Origin of the sequence: Sciscionella marina DSM 45152, from assembly GCF_000379465.1 — a bacterium.
GTDB lineage: Bacteria > Actinomycetota > Actinomycetes > Mycobacteriales > Pseudonocardiaceae > Sciscionella > Sciscionella marina.
In genome coordinates, this window is record NZ_KB905400.1 from 52,683 (window position 1) to 70,628 (window position 17,946).

Consider the following 17,946-nt stretch of genomic DNA (forward strand, 5'->3'; position numbering starts at 1 on the left):
TCCCGCTTACATCTCCGGGGTTTCCCAGGTGATCGTGGGTCGCGGCGTCGCGGCTCCGCCTTACATGAAACTGCTGGCTGACGCCGCGCGTGATGCCGTCACAGACGCCGGCCTGGAACCCTCGGCCATCGACGGCCTCGTGCTGTCCTCCTCGATCCCGCAGCCGTTCGTGTGCAACCCGGCGGAGCTGGCAGAGTACCTGGGTCTCGGAACGGCTTACGCTGTGATGGCTCCCTACGGCGGCCGCCCAGGGACGGACGTCATCAACATCGCGCGGTCGGCGATCGACGCGGGCCTGGCGTCCAACGTACTCGTGCTGTCGGCGGACAACTTCGCCACGACGCTGGGGCTGGAAGGCGCGATCGAGCTGTACATGGACAGCTTCGACAAGACCTATGAGAGGCCGTTCGGGCCGCTCATCCCCACAGCGTTCGCGATGATGGCAGCTCGCCACATGCACGACTACGGCACCACGCCCGAACAGCTGGCAGCGCCGGCAGTGACCATCCGGCGCCATGGGCTCCTCAACCCGGACACCGAAGTCCGCGGGAAACTGACCGTCGCCTCGGTGGTGGAGGACGTGGTGGTCAGCACCCCGTTGACCCGCTCGATGCTTGCGCTGATCTCCACCGGCGGCGCCCAGGGTTTCGTGGTCACCGGGCAGCCGCGCGGCGACCGGGCGGTGGAAGTCAAGGGCTACGGCGAAGCGGCGGCCTTCTTCAGCCTCACACAGGCCGACAACGTGGTGCGGTTCGCCCACATCACGACGGCCGCTCAGCGTGCGGTCGCCCAAGCCGGTATCACCCTGGACGACGTCGACTTCGTCGAGTTCTACGACCCGGCGACGATCGTCCCACTCGTCCTCCTCGAAGACATCGGGTTCTGTGCCAAGGGCGAGGCGGGAGCGTTCGTCGCGGACGGCATGACCGACCTCGGCGGGAAGCTGCCGATGAACACCCACGGCGGCACGCTCGCTTTCCGCCACCCCGGCATGGGTGCCGCACTGGACTCGGTCATCGAGGCAGTGGCCCAGCTGCGCGGAGAGGCCGGTGCCCGGCAGGTCGAAGGTGCCGAGATCGGCTTGGTCCACGGTCAGGGGAGCTGGCTGGCCAACAACGGTTTCCTGATTCTGGGGAGGGCACGATGAGCCGCGAATCCATCCCCGTCGATCCGGCTGTGGACGTGGACGCGTTCTTTTGGGAAGAATGCGCGCGCCGGATCTTCTGGCTCCAGCAGTGCGCCGACTGCGACCAATGGCAGTACTATCCGCGTGCCCTGTGCTCGCACTGCTGGTCGACCGAACTCGTGTGGCGCCGTCCCTCTGGGAAGGCAGTTCTCAAGACTTTCAGCGTCGTGCAGCGTGGCAGCGGCGGCTTCGCCGCCCTTGCGCCCTACGTGGTCGCTCTCGTCGAACTCGCCGAAGGCCCGACGATGATGACGAACGTCGTCGGAATCGACCCCGCGCAGATCACAATCGGGATGGATCTTCGCCTCGATTTCGAGGAACGCAACGAACGCACCGTCCCGGTCTTCCGGCCGGGGCAGGGGACGTCATGACACCCCCTGTGTTCACCTTGAGGTCAAGATCAGGCTGCGGTCTGCTGCTCGGTGCGCGTGTCACCCCATTCGGCGAGGATCTGGGCGGCATTGACCGTGCCGGCGCGGGGGAAGGCCTGGAAGAGCGGGCCGTCGGGGTGGGCAGCCATCTTCTCGGCGATGGCACGGGCGAGGTCCTTGATCGCCGTGTTGAGCGCGGTGATCACTCCCAACTGGGCCAGGACGGCGGCCTGCGCGCCTTCGATCAAGTCGGGGTTGGTTGTGTCGGCCGGCGCCGAGCACAGGCGAGCCAGCAGCACGGCGGCGGGTTTCTTGCCGGAGTGGCCCTGTTTGGCGCAGAACGCCGCGAGGCGCTTCTCGGTCAGCGAGGCGGCGGTCGGATACTTGGTCAGGAAGGCCAGAGAGGTCGCGCAGAACAGGCTAGCGAAGATGGTCTTGGCGCCGGACCAATGCGCATCCACGAGCTCGCCCCGAGTGCGCGTCACCGCCCCCAATGCCTTGGTGTTTCCCGAATAGCGGACCGCTGGGCGGAGCCTGTGGATACGCACTCGCAGGTAGTCAGCGAGCACCGCCGCGTCGCCGGGGTCGGGCTTGGCGCCGGGGAGCACCTCGGGCTCGCGCCACGTTTTGATCGCGTTCGGCTTGACCGGCATCACGTGATGTCCGGCCTCCAACAGCGTGTCCACGAGGTGCTCGTCCGGGCGCTCGATCGCCACCGGCATCCGGTCTGCCTCGCCGACCCTGCCCAACCTTCCGGCCAGCTTGGCGAACCCGGCAGCGGTGTGCTCAACAGTGAACGCCGTGACCTGGCGCCCAGTCTGATCCAGCACGCATACCACGTGCTCGACCGCGGCCCAATCGATCCCGACGAAGAACAACGGTTCATCTTCCAGCGACAACCCTGTCGCCTCTCTGGTCGCATCGTGGGGATGGAGCCAGGCGCAAGCGAGGGAACCGACAATCGAGTGATCACTAACCGGCGCTCTACGGAGCGTCCCTCTGTCATCAATCAACGGTTCCAGGAAAGCCGGGGGCGACAGTGTCATGAAAGCCCACCAAGGGTGACCACCAAAGGCGGTCACCCCGGTTTCCGCCCAATTTCTACCACAAGCCCCATCCAAGGACTCGCACGGAAGAGGGTGCACTAGTGACCAGCAGGGTCCTGATCACCGGCGCGAGCGCCGGTCTCGGGGAAGGGATGGCCCGGCTCTTCGCTTCGCGAGGCGCGGACCTCGCGATCGCCGCCCGCCGACTAGACCAGCTTGAGGCGCTTCGCGACGAGCTCGAATCGCGGTATCCCGGCCAGAAAGTCGTGCCGGTCCGCATGGACATCACCGATTCCGAGTCCGTGTTCGCGGCGTTCGACCACGCCGAATCCGCGCTGGGCGGCCTCGACCGTCTGGTGATCAACGCCGGACTCGGCAAGGGGTCCCGGCTGGGGGCAGGACGGTTCGATGCCAATCGGGACACCGCGATCACCAACTTCGTCGGCGGCATCGCACAGTGCGAGGCCGCGATGCGCGTGCTTTACCGGCAAGAGCACGGCCAGCTCGTCGTCATGGCTTCAGTCGTGGCGGTCCGCGGAATGGCCGGCCCGATGAACGTCTACGCCGCGTCGAAGGCCGCCCTCGTCCGACTGGCCGAAGGTATCCGCAGCGATGTCCAAGCGAAGGGACTGCCGATCAAGGTCACGACCCTGCGCCCCGGCTACATCGACTCGGAGATGCAGGCGCGGGCTGGGCGACAGCACCGGTTGATGATCGACAGCGAGCGCGGATGCCGCGTTCTGGTCGACGCGATCGAGCGGGAGGCAAAGGACGTCTGCGTGCCACGGTGGCCGTGGGCGCCGTTCTCGGCCGGTCTCCGTTATTTGCCCTCGAGCATGGTGCGACGCATCGTCTGATGCAAATCTTCTTCGGAGGTGAAAGGAAGTGGGCGGGATGGCCTACGAATTCGTGACGCTTGAGCGCATCGGCGCTACGGGTGTCGTGACGATCGACAACCCACCAGTCAACGCGCTCCACCCTGACGTGGCAGACGAGATCGAGCATGCCGCCCAGGAGGTCGAGGCGGACTTGGCCTTGCGGTCCATGGTTCTCACCGGCACCGGTCGCTGTTTCGTGGGGGGCGGTGACATCAGGTATTTCACCGAGATCGACAGCGCGGGCGCCGCGGCCATGGCCTTGCGCGTGCAGCGCATGCAGAAGTACCTGTTCGACCTGCGAGTGCCGGTGATTGTCGCCGTGAACGGTCACGCTCTGGGCGGCGGCCTGGAACTCCTGCTCGCGTGCGACATCGCGGTGGCAGAGGAGCAAGCCAAGATCGGCGTCACCGAGGTGCGGCTCGGGCTGATCCCCGGTGCCGGCGGCACCCAAATGTTGTTTTCCGCTTTGCCGGTCGGGACTGCGAAGCGACTGTTGTTCACCGGCGACCGACTGGGAGCGAGCGAGGCCCACGAACTCGGTCTTATCGACCAGGTGTGCTCGACCGGCCAATCCCTGAAAGCGGCACTCGCGATCGCCGAGCGGATCAACTCGGCAGGCCCGCTCGCGGTCGAAGCGGCCAAACGGTCGGCCAATTACCAGCTGCGGCACTCCTTGGATGCCGGTCATCGGCGAGAAGTTGAAATCTTCTCCGCGCTGTTCGAAACCACCGACCATCGCGAAGGGATCTCCTCGTTCCTTGAGGGACTCGAACCCAACTACGAGCGTCATTAACGGAGGCCGATCATGATCGAATCTCGCCGGACCGCGCTGGTCACTGGCGGCGGTGGAGGACTCGGTGCGGCAATCTGTCGGCGTCTCGCCGAAGACGGGCTGCACGTCTGCGTCGTCGACATCGCCGCCGAGAACGTGAAGTCCGTAGCCGACGCCTTGGTGGCGGACGTGCTCAGCGCGTCGGCTCACGTCTGTGACGTCACCTCGTCGGCCGAGTTGGACACACTCGCGGGTGAGATTATCCAGCGGTTCGGTGACGTGAGTATCCTGGTAAATTTGGCGGGTGCGGTGCGTAATGCCGTGCTCTCCAAGGTCACCGACGACGATTTCGACGTCGTCCTGACTACACACCTCGTCGCCACGATGCGCACCGTGCGGGCGTTCGCGCCGGGCATGAAGCGCCAAGCGTACGGGCGCATCGTCAATACGAGTTCGATCGCGGCGCGAGGGACCGTGGCCGGCATCAGCTACAGCGCGGCCAAGGGTGGTATCGAAGGCCTGACCCGATCGGCCGCCATCGAACTCGCTCCGCACGGCGTGACCGTGAACTGCATCGAGCCGGGCGTCGTGGCGACCGGCATGTTCCTCTCCACGCCGAAGGAATTCCAGGACGCGCAGGTGTCCCGCATCCCGGCGCGCCGTGCGGGTACCCCCGACGAGATCGCCGCCTGCGTCTCGTTCCTGGCCTCGTCCGATTCGAGCTATGTCAACGGTCAGACCCTGACCGCGTGCGGCGGCCTGTCGGTCGGCGCCTTCAAGTAGTGGCCGGTTCATTTGACCCTCGACGCACCCACACGCTAAAATCGAACGGTCGCTTGATTTATGATTGGAGTAATGGGTTCATGAAACTGGCAGTCGTACACATCAACGCCGAGCGAGGGTCCGAGCCCTACACCGAGATGGTCACCGAGGTGTTCAATCGGGTGAAGCGACCGGACACGGAGATCGTTCACCGGTGGGCCAAACTGAAGCGAGCGACCGATACGGTGTTCGGCTACCCGTACCTGTTGAATTCTGTCGACGTCATCCACAACATCCTCGACGCGGGACGCTCTGGCGTCGACGGCGCGATGGTCGCTTGTAGTGGAGATCCCGGCATTACCGAGGCGCGCACCCTCGTGGACGTCCCGGTCGTCGGGCCCTGGGAAGCGACCCTGCACCTGGCGAGCTCGTACGCGTACCGTTTTGGCGTCGTCACCGTCGAAGACCGGGCCTGGAGCGAGACGTGCCACAGCCTGATCGCGAAAAACGGCTTACTGGACCGATGCGCCGGTTTCGAGCGCATCGAAACCCCGTCGGCGAAAGCGTTTACAGAAGGATTCGCCAACCCAGATTTCGTGGTCAAGGACATCGTCAACCAGGCGAACAAGCTCATTGAGCGAGGCGCCGGGGCGATCGTCATCGGCAGTGCCGGGCTCAGCACCCTTGCCGGCTCCGCAGGGCTCACCCAGATCGAAGGTGGGATTCCCGTGTTCGAAACCTTGAGCATCGGCCTCAAAACTCTGGAACTCCGTGTGGATCTCACGCAAAAAGGCGGCCTCCCGTCCACCAGCCGCACCGGCTACACCCAGCGTCTGGACGACCAGGGCACCGACCGGGTGCGCTCACTCTTCGGGCTCTGAACCTCGCGACATACTGAAGGGAAGCACGATGACCAACGACTCAGCCGCCCATTCCTTGCTTGAAGAGGAGGAACGGGACTTCCAGCTCGTCGTCCGGCAGTTCATGGAACGGGAAGTCCGACCGCTCGTGGACGAGATGGAACGTGCAGGCCGGCCGCCTCAGGAACTGCTGAAGAAGATGGGGGAGCAGGGCATACTCGGTTGCTACGCACCCGAGGAATATGGTGGTGGCGGCGGCAGTTTGATGACCCGGGCGATCGTCGCCGAGGAGACGGCGCGGGTGAACGCCGGGCTCGACGCGACGCTGTTCGTCAACATCAGCCTGGTCACGCGGCACCTCATCAAGCGCGGCACCGAGGAGCAGAAGCGTCGCTACCTCGTGCCACTTATCGCGGGGGAGTCGTCCGCCTCGATCTGTCTCACCGAACCCCATGGCGGGTCCGATGCACTTAGCCCACGGACGACGGCACGCAAGGACGGCGACCATTGGGTCATAAATGGGTCGAAGACCTTTATCACTAATGCGCCCATTGCCGACGTGTTCATGGTGTTCGCGCGGACCAGTGGTGAGAACCGGCGCGCCCGTGGCGGTACGTGTTTCCTCGTCGAGCGGGACACGCCGGGGCTGTCTGTCGGAAAGCCGTTCGACAAACTGTCCTTGCGGAGTTCGCCCACCGCCGAGGTCTTCCTTGAGAATGTGCGCGTGCATGAGAACCAGGTGCTCGGCGAGGTCGATGAAGGCTTCTACTACATGCTGGAAGGTCTCGACCTGGAACGTGTCTTCGAGGGCGCGTCCAACACCGGCATCGCCCAGGCTTGCCTTGAGGTGGCTGTGGAGTACGCGCAGGACCGCGAAGTATTCGGCGAGCGGCTCGCGAGTTATCAGATGATCCAGGACAAGATCGCTCGCATCGCCACCGGTGTCGAGATGTCGCGCGTGATGTTTTACCACTTGATTCGCACGCTGGAGCGCGGCGAAAACTGTACGCGGGCGGCCGCCGTCCTGAAGCTTTACAGTTCCGAGGCCGCGGTTGAAGCATCCCGTGAAGCGGTCCAGATCCTCGGCGGTTACGGACTCATGGAGGAATATCCGGCGGCGCGGCTCTACCGCGATGCGAAACACCACGAGATCGGGGCCGGCACTAGCGAGATCCAGAAAATCATCATCGCCAGGGAGACTCTCAAGTCTGGGGGGAAGGCGAAATGACGGTGCTCCGATGACAGCGATCGAAACCAGCAAGTACCTTTCTGACGACGTCCTCGAACTGCGTGCCGTGCTGCGCAAGTTCATAGAGGCGAAGATGCCGCGGTCGCAGGCCGCAACATGGGACAAGGCCAACGAGTTTCCCCGCGACGTGTTCGACGCCCTCGCCCAGCTCGGTGTGGCGGGCCTGTCGATCCCGGAAGAGTACGGCGGAATGGGCCGGGATGTCCACGCCACCCTTATGGTGATCGAGGAGCTCTCCCGGCGCAGCATGGCGGTAGCTATCCCATACATCATGGCCAGCTGCTACGCGGGCATGACCGTCGTGGAATGCGGCAGCAAGGAGCAGAAGAAGCGCCTGCTTCCCGAGATCGCGGAGGGCCGGGTCCTCTTCGCCTACGGCTGGAGCGAACCGGACGTTGGGGCCGACCTGGCGAGCGTGAAGACGACCGCGCGACGCGACGGCGACAAGCTGGTCATCAACGGCTCCAAGAGGTTCTGCACCGGCGCGGGCATCAGTGACTACATCTACACGTTGGTCAACTCGGATCCGGTCGGAAAGCGCTACCGGGACCTGAGCGCAGTGCTCATACCTCCGACCGCGGACGGCGTGACGATCACCCCTATCGATTCCATGGGGCTCAAGGGCAGCAAGACTACCGACGTCACCTTCGAAGATGTGCAGGTACCCATCGAGAATCTGATGGGCGGCGAAGAGGCCTGGAACAAGGGCTGGTCGCTGATCACCGGCGCGGGCCTCGACATCGAGAAGCTCGAAGTGGCCGCGATGGCGCTCGGCCTCGGCCTGGCGGCCTATGACGATGCCCGGCAGTACGCCGAGGAGCGAACGCAGTTTGGGGTGCCGATAGTCGAGCACCAGTCGGTGGCACACTCGCTGGCCGACATGAGGACGCGGCTGTACGCGTCGAGACTCGTGCTAGAGGACGCGGCCGCGATGGCCAATCGCAACGAGAAGTGCGGCGTGGAAACCTCGATGGCCAAGCTGTTTGTGACCGAGTCGTGCAAATCCGTCGTCCTGGACGCGCAGACCGTGTTCGGCGCCTACGGCTACGTGAAGGACTTCGACATTGAGCGGTACGTGCGCGATGTCCTGCTGATGCCGATTATCGGAGGGTCTTCCGCGATCCAGCGGAACAACATTCACAAGTGGGCGCGGCCGCAGTAACGCGAACTTGGTGTGCCCGGGCCGGTAGGATCGACCGGCCCGGGCACAGCCGTTTCCACGTCAGATGATCTGGTAGATGTCGTCGATCGCGATCTGTTCGCCGGTCAGATACGGCGCCTCGTCACTGGCCAGAAACACCGATCAGCCTAGCCACCTCGACGGGATCGCCGTAACGACCCGGTGGGGCCGCCTTGATGACGGCCTAGATAAGCTCCTGCGTCAGGCTGTCGGTGGTCTGCCTCCAGGGCGTGCCCGGACAGATCGCGTTGACTCGGATGGTCAGGTTCACGTACTCGACGGCTGCGAACCGGGTCAGTTCGCGACAGCGCCCTTGGCCGCGAAATACGCCGGCATCCCAGGGAATACGACCGGCCCTGCGATCGACGCGGTGTTGATGATGGTTCCGCCACCGTTGGCCAAAAGCGGTGGGCTCGCGTGGTTCATGCCGGGGAAACACCTTCACCGTTGACCGCCCAGGGCCCCGGTCGAGCTCCTCCTCGTCGTAGTCGCACGTATTGGCCACTGCGCCGTCGATGTGACGTTGACGAGCCCGAACTGGGAGCTCGCTGCCTCGAGCATGGTCTTGATGTCTTCGGCTCGCAAGACGTCGGCATGTATGGGAAACAGTTCTCGCCAAGCGTCTTGGTGGTCTCTTCCTGCCGTCCCGAGATGTCGACGGCGACGAACCGCGCGCATTTCGCGCACGAACTCCTCGCCGATAGCGACTCCGATTCTCGAACCGGCTCCGATGGCCACTGCGATCTCGTTCTCCAGCCATCCCTCTCGTCTCCTCGCTTTTAGGCAACCTACGGCCTGATCAACGTCAAACCGAGGCTAGGACGACAGACGACGTTGACGGGTCCGTACGCATCCCCCGTCGCCGCCAGCGGGTAACGGTGCAGGTGATTTCCACGTGTCTCCTCGACTGTTCGGCTGAGACGCTCGTCACTAGGCAGAGGGCAGGTGACATTCAGCGTTCAGCACCCGGTCATCCGCGCAAGACCGTCACGGCGGTCCGTCCCGAATGCAAGTTCTCAACGAAGAGAAGCGAGAGGTTCATGACCACCACGAGTATCCCGCCGCGCCCCACAGTCACTTCCCCGGAGTTCGTCGAGGACCCGCACAAGTACTACCGAGTCATGCGCGACCACTATCCGCTGCTTCACGACGAGACGAGCGGGTACTACTTCGTCAGCCGGTTCGAAGACGTCGCGCGGGTATACAAGGACTCCGAGGCTTTCAGCAACGAGAACTACGCGTTCCAGATGGAGCCGGTCGTCGGCCGCACCGTCATTCAGATGTCGGGTCGTGAGCACACGGTAAACCGGAAGCTGATCACCCCGGCGCTGCGCGGCAACTACCTTGACGAGTTGCTGCCGCAGGTCGACGAGATCGCCGCCTCGATGGTCGCGGAGTTCCCGGACTCCGGCACGATCGACCTGGTCGAGAACTTCACCAAGTGGTTCCCGATCAACGTGATCGTGCGCATGCTCGACCTACCCAAGGAAGACCTGCCGAAGTTCCACGACTGGTACTCGTCGCTGATGGCCTTCCTGTCGAACCTGACGCAGGACCCCGAGATCCACGCATGGGGGATGCGGACGCAGAAGGACTACCCGGCGTACATGCTGCCGATCATCGCGGAGCGCCGCCGGAACCCGGGCGACGACCTCATCTCGCGTTTGACCCAGACGGAGACCCAGGGCGAGGCGCTTTCGGACGAACGGATCAAGGCGCTGATCGGCCTCCTCCTGATCGCCGGCGGCGAAACCACCGACAAGGCGATCGCCAGCACGATCAAACACCTGATGGAGAACCCCGACCAGCTGGAGGCCGTTCGCGCAGACCGAAGCCTGGTCGCCGCCGCGCTCGTCGAGAACCTGCGATACCACCCGCCGGTCCAGATCATCCTTCGTACGGCCACCCGCGACATCGAGGTCGCCGGCGACACCATCCCCAGCGGCAGCGTCGTGGGGTGTGTCAACGGCGCGGCCAACCGGGACGAGCGCCGCTTCGCCGACCCCGACCAGTTCAACGTCTTCCGCGAGGACGTCTCGATGCAGAACGCGTTCCTCGGCTCGGCGGACCACATCGCCTTCGCGTTGGGGCGCCACTTCTGCGTGGGGTCGCTGCTGGCCAAGCGCGAGGCAGAGACGGCGATCAACATGGTCCTGGACCGGTTCCCGACTCTGGAGTACGCGGACGGCTTCGTCCCCAAGGATGTCGGACTCTTCACTCGCGGCCCCGAAAAGCTCATGGTGAAGGCCTGACCGCGGCGCTGCTGCCCCTGTGCGAGGAAAGGCAAGACGAAGTGATTACTCAGCAACCGCAAGAAGAATCCACGACCACGCCGCACTATCGGATGTTCATCGATGGCGAATGGGTTGATACCGAGGAGAAATACAGCCTCATCAATCCGGCCACCGAGGAGCTCGTCGCGACCGCTGCGAAGGGTAGCCGGAAACACGCCGACTTCGCCGTCGCTGCAGCCAAGCGGACCTTTGAATCGGGTGTGTGGCGGGACTTGACCCCGGCCGCCCGCGCCGACATCCTGGACGCGGTCGCCGACGTGCTGCAGCGGCGCGGCGCCGAACTGACCCGGCTGGGCACGCTGGAGGGCGGTTGCCCGCTCAAGTTGTCCAACGCGTTCAACGAGCAGCAGCCCGTCGCGATGACCCGGTACTTCGTGAACCTGTTGCGCGGCTACGAGTTCGAGCGACCCGGTCCGGTCGTGGGTCCGCCGTTGGCCGGCGGGGTGATCCGGCGGGAGCCGATCGGTGTCTGCGCCGCGATCGTCCCCTGGAACTTCCCGTTACCGCTGGCCATCTGGAAGGTCATCCCGGCGCTGGCGACGGGCAATTCGGTCGTGCTCAAGACGGACGAGAAGACGCCCATCGGGGCCTTGGAACTCGCCAAGGAGCTCCAGGCGGCCGGTGTGCCGGACGGCGTATTCAACGTGGTGACCGGCGACGGCGGGGATGTCGGCGCGCATCTCGTCGCCCACCGCGACGTGCGGAAGGTGTCGTTCACCGGGTCGACCGATGTCGGCAGGCAGATCGTGCGCGACGGTGCGTTGAACCTGAAGAAGGTCACGCTGGAGCTTGGCGGTAAGGGCGCGAACGTCGTGCTTGACGATGCGGACCTCCGGCTCGCGGTCGACGGGGCCATCTGGGGTTTCATGATGCACTCGGGGCAGGCTTGCGAGGCGGGGACCCGGCTGCTGCTGCCATCGTCGCTCCACGACGAGTTCGTCGCCCGACTGGTCGAGCGCCTGCGGTCGCAGGTCATGGGTGACCCGCTGGACGTGGGGACCGACGTCGGTCCGCTGATCAACGCCACGCAGCGCGAGCGGGTCCTCGGCTACATCGACACCGCGAAGGAGCAGGGCGCCAAGGTCGTCTTCGGCGGTGGCATGCCGAGAGGTGATCTGTTCTCGAAGGGCTTCTGGGTCGAGCCGACGGTGCTCACCGACGTCACCAATGACATGACCGTGGCCAGGGAAGAGGTGTTCGGGCCGGTCCTGTCGGTCATCCGGTACGACTCGATCGACGAGGCCGTCAAGATCGCCAACGACACCGAGTACGGCCTGTCCGCGGGAGTGTGGGGCCGTGATCTCACTCGCGCGATCGAGGTCGGTCACCGTATTGACGCCGGTTCGGTGTGGATCAACGACTGGCACATGATCAACGCCGCGTACCCGTTCGGCGGATACAAGCAGAGCGGGCAGGGGCGCGAGCTCGGCGCGGGCGCCTTCGACGAGTACACCGAGCAGAAGTCGCTGCAGATCGCCCTCGAGCCGAAACTGGAGAACCGGGCGTACGCGCTGGTTCTGTCCAGCTCGCCGGCCGAGTGATCACCGACGACGACCTTGCCGTGATCACCCGAAATCCCACCGAAGAAGCATTGACTAAGTGGAGATCGCACCATGAAGAGTAAGGCAGCAGTTCTGTACGAAGCGGGTAAACCATTCGAGATCGAGGAGCTGGAGGTTGCCACGCCGGGCGACTTCGACGTGCTGGTCCGCTACGACTATTCGGGTCTGTGCCACTCCGACCTTCACATGGTGAAGGGGCATCTGCCGTTCCGATCGCCGATGGTCTTCGGGCACGAAGGCGCCGGCGAGGTACTCGAAGTGGGCGCCAAGGTCCGACACGTCAAGGCGGGCGACCACTTCGTGGCCTCCTTCTTCCCCGTGTGCGGCCGATGTCGTTGGTGCGCCACCGGTAACTCGCGCCTGTGCGACCTCGGGGCCCACGGGCTCGACGGATTCCTTCCAGATGGCCGATTCCCTTTCACCGGGGCCAACGGTGACTACGGGTCGATGATGACGGTCGGGACGTTCAGCCAGCACGCGACCGTGCCGGTGGATTCGGTGATCACCATCGACAACGACCTCCCACTGGACAAGGCCGCGCTCGTCGGCTGCGGTGTCCCGACCGGCTGGGGCTCCGCAGTCAACTCCGCGAACGTCCGCCCGGGCGACGCGGTCGTCATTTACGGCATCGGTGGCATTGGAGCCAACGCCGTCCAGGGCGCGGCCTACGCGGGTGCGCAGCACCTGATCGCCGTCGACCCGGTCGAGTTCAAGCGGGACAATGCGAAGAAGTTCGGTGCCACGCACACCGTCGCCACGGCCGAAGAGGCACTCGAGCTCGTCACCGAGCTGACGCGCGGCGCAGGTGCGGACAGCACGATCATCACCATCGACCAGCTCACGACCGAATCCGTGCGGAACGCCGCCGAAGCCACCAGCAAGGGCGGCACGATCGTGATCACCTCGATGGGCCAGTACGAGGACGACACCATTCAGCTGCCCGGTGTGCAGTTGGCCCTGTGGGGCAAGCGGATCCAGGGATCGCTCTATGGCGGGTGCAACCCGGCGTACGACATTCCGAATCTGCTCAGCCTGTACAAGACCGGGCACGTGAAGCTCGACGAGCTGATCACCCAGACCTACTCCCTGGAGCAGGTGAACCAGGGCTACGAAGACCTGGACGCGCACAAGAACATCCGCGGCGTCATCGTGCACGAGCACTGAGCTCGAGCATCTCCGGCTCACCGTCACCCAGGAGACGAAATGTCTTACGTCATCACGAGTTCCTGCATCGATGTGCTCGACAAGAGCTGCATGGATGTCTGTCCCGTTGACTGCATCTACGAGGGCGCGCGCAAGCTCTACATCCACCCGGACGAGTGCATCGACTGCGGTGCCTGTGAGGCAGTGTGCCCGATGAGCGCGATCGTCTATGAGACATCGGTCAAGCCGGAAGAAGAGCGCCACATCGAGGACAACGGGAATTTCTTCTCGTGTGTCTTGCCCGGCCGGGAGGAGCCGCTCGGCGTCGTCGGCGGCTCCCTCGAGATCGGCCCGGTCGGCGTCGACACCCCGCTGGTCAGTTCCGCCCCCTAAGAGTGGGACCTCTATGCGGCGCCGATGATACCCGCGGCGCCCACCGTTGCACGAGCTCAAGGGAGAGCAGCAAAGGATGCGCAGTATGCACGTCGCTGTCGTCGGCGCGGGCCCCGCGGGCCTCTACTCGGCCGCCGATCTCGTCCGGAGGTCCGATGCTGTCGTCGACATCATCGACCGCGTCCCTGCGCCATACGGCCTCGTACGGTACGGCGTCGCGCCGGACCACCCGCGGATCAAAGGCGTCGTCAAGAACCTCCAGCGCATTTTGGAGCGCGACCGTGTCCGGTTCATCGGCAACGTCGAGTTCGGACGGGACATCGACCGCGCCTTCCTCAACACGTACTACGACGCGACAATCTACGCCACCGGTGCCTTGCACAGTAAGCCGCTTGGGATCGAGGGCGAGCACCTGTCGGGAAGCTGCTCGGCTTCGAATTTCGTGTCCTGGTACAACGGCCATCCCGACGCGAAGGACCGGTTCGTCCTGGAGGAACCGGCAGCGGCCGTGGTGGGCGCGGGCAACGTCGCGCTCGACGTGGCCCGAATCCTCACCCAGTCCGTCGGCTCGCTCACCCTCACCGACATCCCACCCTCCGTGCTCGAATCCATTGCCACCAGCCGCATCCGCGACGTCCACGTTGTGTGCCGCCGTGGTGCTGCCGAGGCGAAGTTCACCACCAAGGAACTCCTCGACCTCCGCGACCTGCGGGACGTGGGTGTCGTCGTCGATCCGGCCGACCTGGAGGATATCCGCGTCGAAGACCTCGACCGAGCGGCCCTCGCGAATATCGAGCTATTCCAGGCGTGGGCGGCAGACCGCGCCGCCCAGCAAGGCGAGCGCAAGCGTATCCACTTCCGCTTCTGGGCCCGCCCGGAAGCGATAACCGGCAGCGGACGGGTTCAGGCCCTCCGAATCGAGCGGACCGAAGTCGCGGATGACACACTCCGCGGCACCGGCGACTTCTACACCCTTCCCGTTGGGATGGTCCTGAGTTCGGTCGGCTACCGGAGCACCCCGCTACCCGGGCTGCCGTTCGAGCCGGAACGAGGCATCCTCCCGAACATCGCGGGCCGGGTGGTCAACGAGCACGGCCACCACATCCCCTCGCTGTACGTCACCGGATGGCTGAAGCGGGGGCCGCACGGCGTCATCGGAACGAACCGGACGGATGCCGCCGAAACTGTCACCGCGGTGCTGGAAGACCTGACGGATCCGACGACTCGAACCGATGTCGCGAACGGCACCGACGCGGTCGGTGACCGGCTGCGCGGTCTGGGCGTCGAGGTCGTCGACTACGATGGCTGGCAGCGCATCGACGACCAGGAGCAACGGCGTGGGCAGGAGCTGGGGCGAGACCGGGTCAAGATCACCGAATGGGCGGAGCTTCGTGCCATCGGCGTGGGACGGCCCGTCGCCGAGACCCGCAGGAGTCGGTGACCACGATGATCGAATCGCTGACCCGCAACGACATCCGGACGGTGAACTAGTTGACGAATCTTTCTGCCGACACGGAGTTCGCTCTGGTCGTTGCTGAACGGCAGCGCGTCGCGGATGGCGTTGTCGCTCTGACATTTCGGCGCGAGAACGGAGGGAAGCTGCCACCGTGGTCTCCCGGTGCACACGTCGACCTGATCCTCGCGCCGGGCCTCGAGCGACAGTATTCGCTTTGTGGTGACCAAGACCAGCCGGATCAGTGGCAAGTCGCGGTCCTGCGGGAACCCGATGGGCGCGGAGGTTCCGCGTTCGTGCACGACAAGCTTGATGTCGGCGACACTGTCCTCGTCCGAGGACCTCGCAACCACTTCCGGCTCGCACCAGCACCGTCCTATCGCTTCGTTGCCGGCGGTATCGGCATCACGCCGATCTTGCCGATGATCGCCGAGGCGCACCACGCTGGCGCGGACTGGTGTCTCTGGTACGGCGGCAGGAGCCGCGACTCGATGGCCTTCCGCGACGAGCTCGCGGCCTATGGCGACCGAGTTCGGTTATGGCCGCAAAACGAGAAGGGGCTGCTGCCGCTCGACGACGTTCTCGGCCCTCGCGATACCGGCGCGCTCGTTTACTGCTGTGGCCCCGAACCGCTCCTGCGGGCGGTCGAAGAAAAGTCCAAGGCTTGGCCGGCCGGGGTCCTTCACACCGAGCGGTTCTCCCCGAAGGAGCTCGAGGAACCGTTGCAGCAAAAGACTTTCCGCGTGCACTGCCAGCAGTCCGGCACCACGGTCGAAGTGGCCGCGGACCAGACGATCTTGGAAGCGCTGGAGGATGCCCGGCTGCCGGTAGACTCCTCGTGCCAGGAGGGCACCTGTGGAACGTGCGAGACCGGAGTCCTGTCCGGTTGCGTCCAGCACCGTGACTCCGTCCTGACGCCGGAAGAAAAAGCCGAGGGAGACCGGATGATGATCTGTGTCTCCCGTCCGGTTGCCGGCGAGCTTGTCCTCGACCTCTGACCTCACCACGCCCGAAACTGGCGTCCGCTCAAGGAGAATCCCGTGAATGCTGTAATCGTCGATGCTGTACGTACCCCTTCGGGCAAGGGGAAACCCGGGGGACAGCTGTCGGAGGTGCACCCGGCCGAACTGCTCTCCCATGTCCTGCGGGCCTTGGTCGAACGGACCGGCGTCGACCCATCCTTGGTGGACGACGTGATCACAGGTTGTGTCACCCAGGCCGGAGAGCAGTCCCTGAATATCGGGCGCAGTGCTGTCCTCGGTGCGGGCTTCCCGGAACACGTGCCTGCGACGACGATCGACCGCCAGTGCGGGTCAAGCCAGCAGGCCACCCACTTCGCAGCGCAGGGAGTGCTGTCGGGCGCCTACGACGTCGCCATAGCTTGCGGTGTCGAGTCCATGAGTCGGCTGCCCATCGGCGCCGCGACGCTGGGGCAGGATGTCCTCGGCCCGGCGGTGGCACGACGGTACCCGGACGGTCTGGTGAACCAGGGCGTGTCGGCGGAGATCATCGCGGCACGGTGGAAACTGACGCGCGAGGATCTGGATGCCTATGCGGCGCGTTCCCACCGCCTGGCCGCCGCGACCGCGGCCGCGGGTGGGTTCGCGAAGGAAATTGTGTCCGTCGGTGTGCATGGAGCCACCGGCCTTGTCGCCGAAGACGAGACCGTCAGGACGGGGACGACCGCCGAGAGGCTCGCAGACCTGCGGCCGTCGTTCGCCGATGAGGTGATGAGCGCGAGGTTCCCGGACATCGACTGGAGGATCACCCCAGGCAACTCCTCACCGCTCACCGACGGAGCGTCGGCGGTTCTGATCATGAACGAGAATAAGGCACAGGCACTGGGGTTGCGGCCGAGGGCCCGGTTCCATAGCTTCGCCGTCACCGGCAGCGATCCGCTGCTGATGCTTACGGGCGTCATCCCTGCGACCGAAAAGGTGCTCGCGCGGGCCGGCCTCAACCTCGACGACATCGACGTGTATGAGGTCAACGAGGCTTTCGCGCCGGTCCCCCTGGCGTGGCAGCATGAATTCGACGCCGATCCTGAGCGGCTGAATCCGCGCGGCGGCGCGATTGCCCTGGGCCACCCGCTTGGTGCCTCCGGGACGCGTCTTCACACAACTCTACTAAACTACCTTGAGGCCACCGGCGGCCGCTATGGGCTGCAGACGATGTGCGAAGGTGGCGGCATGGCGAACGCCACCATCATCGAGCGTGTCTGAGCGCTGTCCGGCGATGACGAATCAACGAGCCGGATGTCGTTCTACGAACCCTGAGCAGACCCGGCTGACCTGTCCCACTGGCGATTTATTGAGTTCATAACTGGAGTCAAGCGCTCCCGCGGTTGGTATCGTCGCCCGTGGATGAGTCGATTGCCGGGGCGCGTGGCGATTCCTGTTTGCGCCGGCTCGTTCTCGTTTTGAGCTGTTGTGATTTGCGGGTGGAGCGCCGTTTGGCTCGGTGGGCGGCGGTGACCTTGTGTGGGAGTGTCAGCTGGTTGGCTCTGGCTCATTTTTCGTGATTGGTTCTATGCGAGGAGGACTCGTTTTCTGGGGAGGTCGAGGTTGGCTCGGCCGTATATTTGTCTTTGATCATTTTGATGCGGTTGACGTTGCCTTCGGTGGGGCCGTTGCTATGGGTCTGGGTCAGGCCAGCGACTATTGCTGCCTCGTCCTTGGCTAGTCCGCGGGTGAAGGAGTGTAGGTAAAAGAGATCGGTAGCACGGACTGTTGTGATCCAGTGTTGGAACCGGTTTTTGTTGTGTTGCCGGGGATTGAGCATTTCCGCGAATCCTTGA

Annotated in this window: 18 protein-coding genes; 15 read left to right on the forward strand and 3 right to left on the reverse strand. The window is 64.7% G+C overall.

Going from position 1 to position 17,946, the window contains the following annotated elements:
• Window positions 1-28: 28 nt before the first annotated feature.
• The gene (locus A37U_RS0123875; protein ID WP_205623004.1) at window positions 29-1,147 is read left to right on the forward strand and encodes a thiolase family protein; all 1,119 of its coding nucleotides are present in this window, start codon (window positions 29-31) and stop codon (window positions 1,145-1,147) included.
• Window positions 1,144-1,557, forward strand: coding sequence for a Zn-ribbon domain-containing OB-fold protein (locus tag A37U_RS0123880; protein WP_020499194.1), 414 nt, complete (start codon window positions 1,144-1,146; stop codon window positions 1,555-1,557). The genes A37U_RS0123875 and A37U_RS0123880 overlap by 4 nt, the downstream gene beginning before the upstream one ends.
• A 29-nt stretch (window positions 1,558-1,586) precedes the next feature.
• Here the strand turns inward: A37U_RS0123880 and A37U_RS45025 are convergent, their stop codons facing one another.
• Window positions 1,587-2,456 (reverse strand): IS110 family transposase, encoded by an 870-nt coding sequence (locus A37U_RS45025; RefSeq protein WP_020499195.1) that lies wholly within the window; start codon window positions 2,454-2,456, stop codon window positions 1,587-1,589.
• A gap of 248 nt (window positions 2,457-2,704) precedes the next feature.
• Here A37U_RS45025 and A37U_RS0123890 point away from each other — a divergent pair, with 248 nt between their 5' ends.
• From A37U_RS0123890 to A37U_RS0123915, 6 genes are all read left to right on the forward strand, one after another.
• Window positions 2,705-3,460, forward strand: coding sequence for an SDR family oxidoreductase (locus tag A37U_RS0123890; RefSeq protein WP_020499196.1), 756 nt, complete (start codon window positions 2,705-2,707; stop codon window positions 3,458-3,460).
• Window positions 3,461-3,497: 37 nt separating this feature from the next.
• Window positions 3,498-4,274 (forward strand): enoyl-CoA hydratase/isomerase family protein, encoded by a 777-nt coding sequence (locus A37U_RS0123895; protein WP_020499197.1) that lies wholly within the window; start codon window positions 3,498-3,500, stop codon window positions 4,272-4,274.
• A gap of 12 nt (window positions 4,275-4,286) precedes the next feature.
• Complete coding sequence (locus A37U_RS0123900; protein WP_020499198.1) at window positions 4,287-5,036, forward strand: SDR family NAD(P)-dependent oxidoreductase; 750 nt, start codon at window positions 4,287-4,289, stop codon at window positions 5,034-5,036.
• Window positions 5,037-5,116: 80 nt separating this feature from the next.
• Window positions 5,117-5,896 (forward strand): aspartate/glutamate racemase family protein, encoded by a 780-nt coding sequence (locus A37U_RS0123905; RefSeq protein WP_020499199.1) that lies wholly within the window; start codon window positions 5,117-5,119, stop codon window positions 5,894-5,896.
• A 28-nt stretch (window positions 5,897-5,924) separates the two neighbouring features.
• Window positions 5,925-7,103 carry an acyl-CoA dehydrogenase family protein gene (locus A37U_RS0123910; protein WP_020499200.1) on the forward strand — a complete coding sequence of 393 codons (1,179 nt, stop codon included), beginning with the start codon at window positions 5,925-5,927 and terminating at the stop codon, window positions 7,101-7,103.
• Between the two features lie 10 nt (window positions 7,104-7,113).
• Window positions 7,114-8,286, forward strand: a complete 1,173-nt coding sequence (locus A37U_RS0123915; protein ID WP_020499201.1) for an acyl-CoA dehydrogenase family protein — start codon at window positions 7,114-7,116, stop codon at window positions 8,284-8,286.
• A 312-nt stretch (window positions 8,287-8,598) separates the two neighbouring features.
• On the opposite strand, the gene A37U_RS50030 is transcribed toward A37U_RS0123915, so the two are convergent.
• Window positions 8,599-8,730 (reverse strand): SDR family NAD(P)-dependent oxidoreductase, encoded by a 132-nt coding sequence (locus tag A37U_RS50030; RefSeq protein WP_020499202.1) that lies wholly within the window; start codon window positions 8,728-8,730, stop codon window positions 8,599-8,601.
• 614 nt (window positions 8,731-9,344) lie between these two features.
• Between A37U_RS50030 and A37U_RS0123925 the strand changes: the two genes are divergently transcribed.
• The 7 genes from A37U_RS0123925 to A37U_RS0123955 all read left to right on the forward strand — a co-directional run bounded on the left by A37U_RS0123925 (window position 9,345) and on the right by A37U_RS0123955 (window position 17,371).
• The gene (locus A37U_RS0123925; protein WP_020499203.1) at window positions 9,345-10,556 is read left to right on the forward strand and encodes a cytochrome P450; all 1,212 of its coding nucleotides are present in this window, start codon (window positions 9,345-9,347) and stop codon (window positions 10,554-10,556) included.
• Window positions 10,557-10,597: 41 nt separating this feature from the next.
• Window positions 10,598-12,139: an aldehyde dehydrogenase family protein gene (locus A37U_RS0123930; protein ID WP_205623005.1), complete on the forward strand. Its 1,542-nt coding sequence runs from the start codon at window positions 10,598-10,600 to the stop codon at window positions 12,137-12,139.
• 72 nt (window positions 12,140-12,211) lie between these two features.
• Window positions 12,212-13,324: a Zn-dependent alcohol dehydrogenase gene (locus A37U_RS0123935; RefSeq protein WP_020499205.1), complete on the forward strand. Its 1,113-nt coding sequence runs from the start codon at window positions 12,212-12,214 to the stop codon at window positions 13,322-13,324.
• Window positions 13,325-13,363: 39 nt separating this feature from the next.
• The gene (gene fdxA / locus A37U_RS0123940) at window positions 13,364-13,696 is read left to right on the forward strand and encodes a ferredoxin (protein WP_020499206.1); all 333 of its coding nucleotides are present in this window, start codon (window positions 13,364-13,366) and stop codon (window positions 13,694-13,696) included.
• Between the two features lie 85 nt (window positions 13,697-13,781).
• Complete coding sequence (locus A37U_RS45035) at window positions 13,782-15,137, forward strand: FAD-dependent oxidoreductase (RefSeq protein ID WP_020499207.1); 1,356 nt, start codon at window positions 13,782-13,784, stop codon at window positions 15,135-15,137.
• A 50-nt stretch (window positions 15,138-15,187) separates the two neighbouring features.
• Window positions 15,188-16,147: a PDR/VanB family oxidoreductase gene (locus tag A37U_RS0123950; protein WP_020499208.1), complete on the forward strand. Its 960-nt coding sequence runs from the start codon at window positions 15,188-15,190 to the stop codon at window positions 16,145-16,147.
• Between the two features lie 42 nt (window positions 16,148-16,189).
• Entirely contained in the window at window positions 16,190-17,371 is a 1,182-nt protein-coding gene (locus A37U_RS0123955; RefSeq protein WP_020499209.1) for a thiolase family protein, read from the forward strand.
• 286 nt (window positions 17,372-17,657) lie between these two features.
• Here the strand turns inward: A37U_RS0123955 and A37U_RS50035 are convergent.
• A partial coding sequence (locus A37U_RS50035) for a transposase (RefSeq protein ID WP_169526931.1) occupies window positions 17,658-17,946 on the reverse strand: 289 nt, incomplete at its 5' end.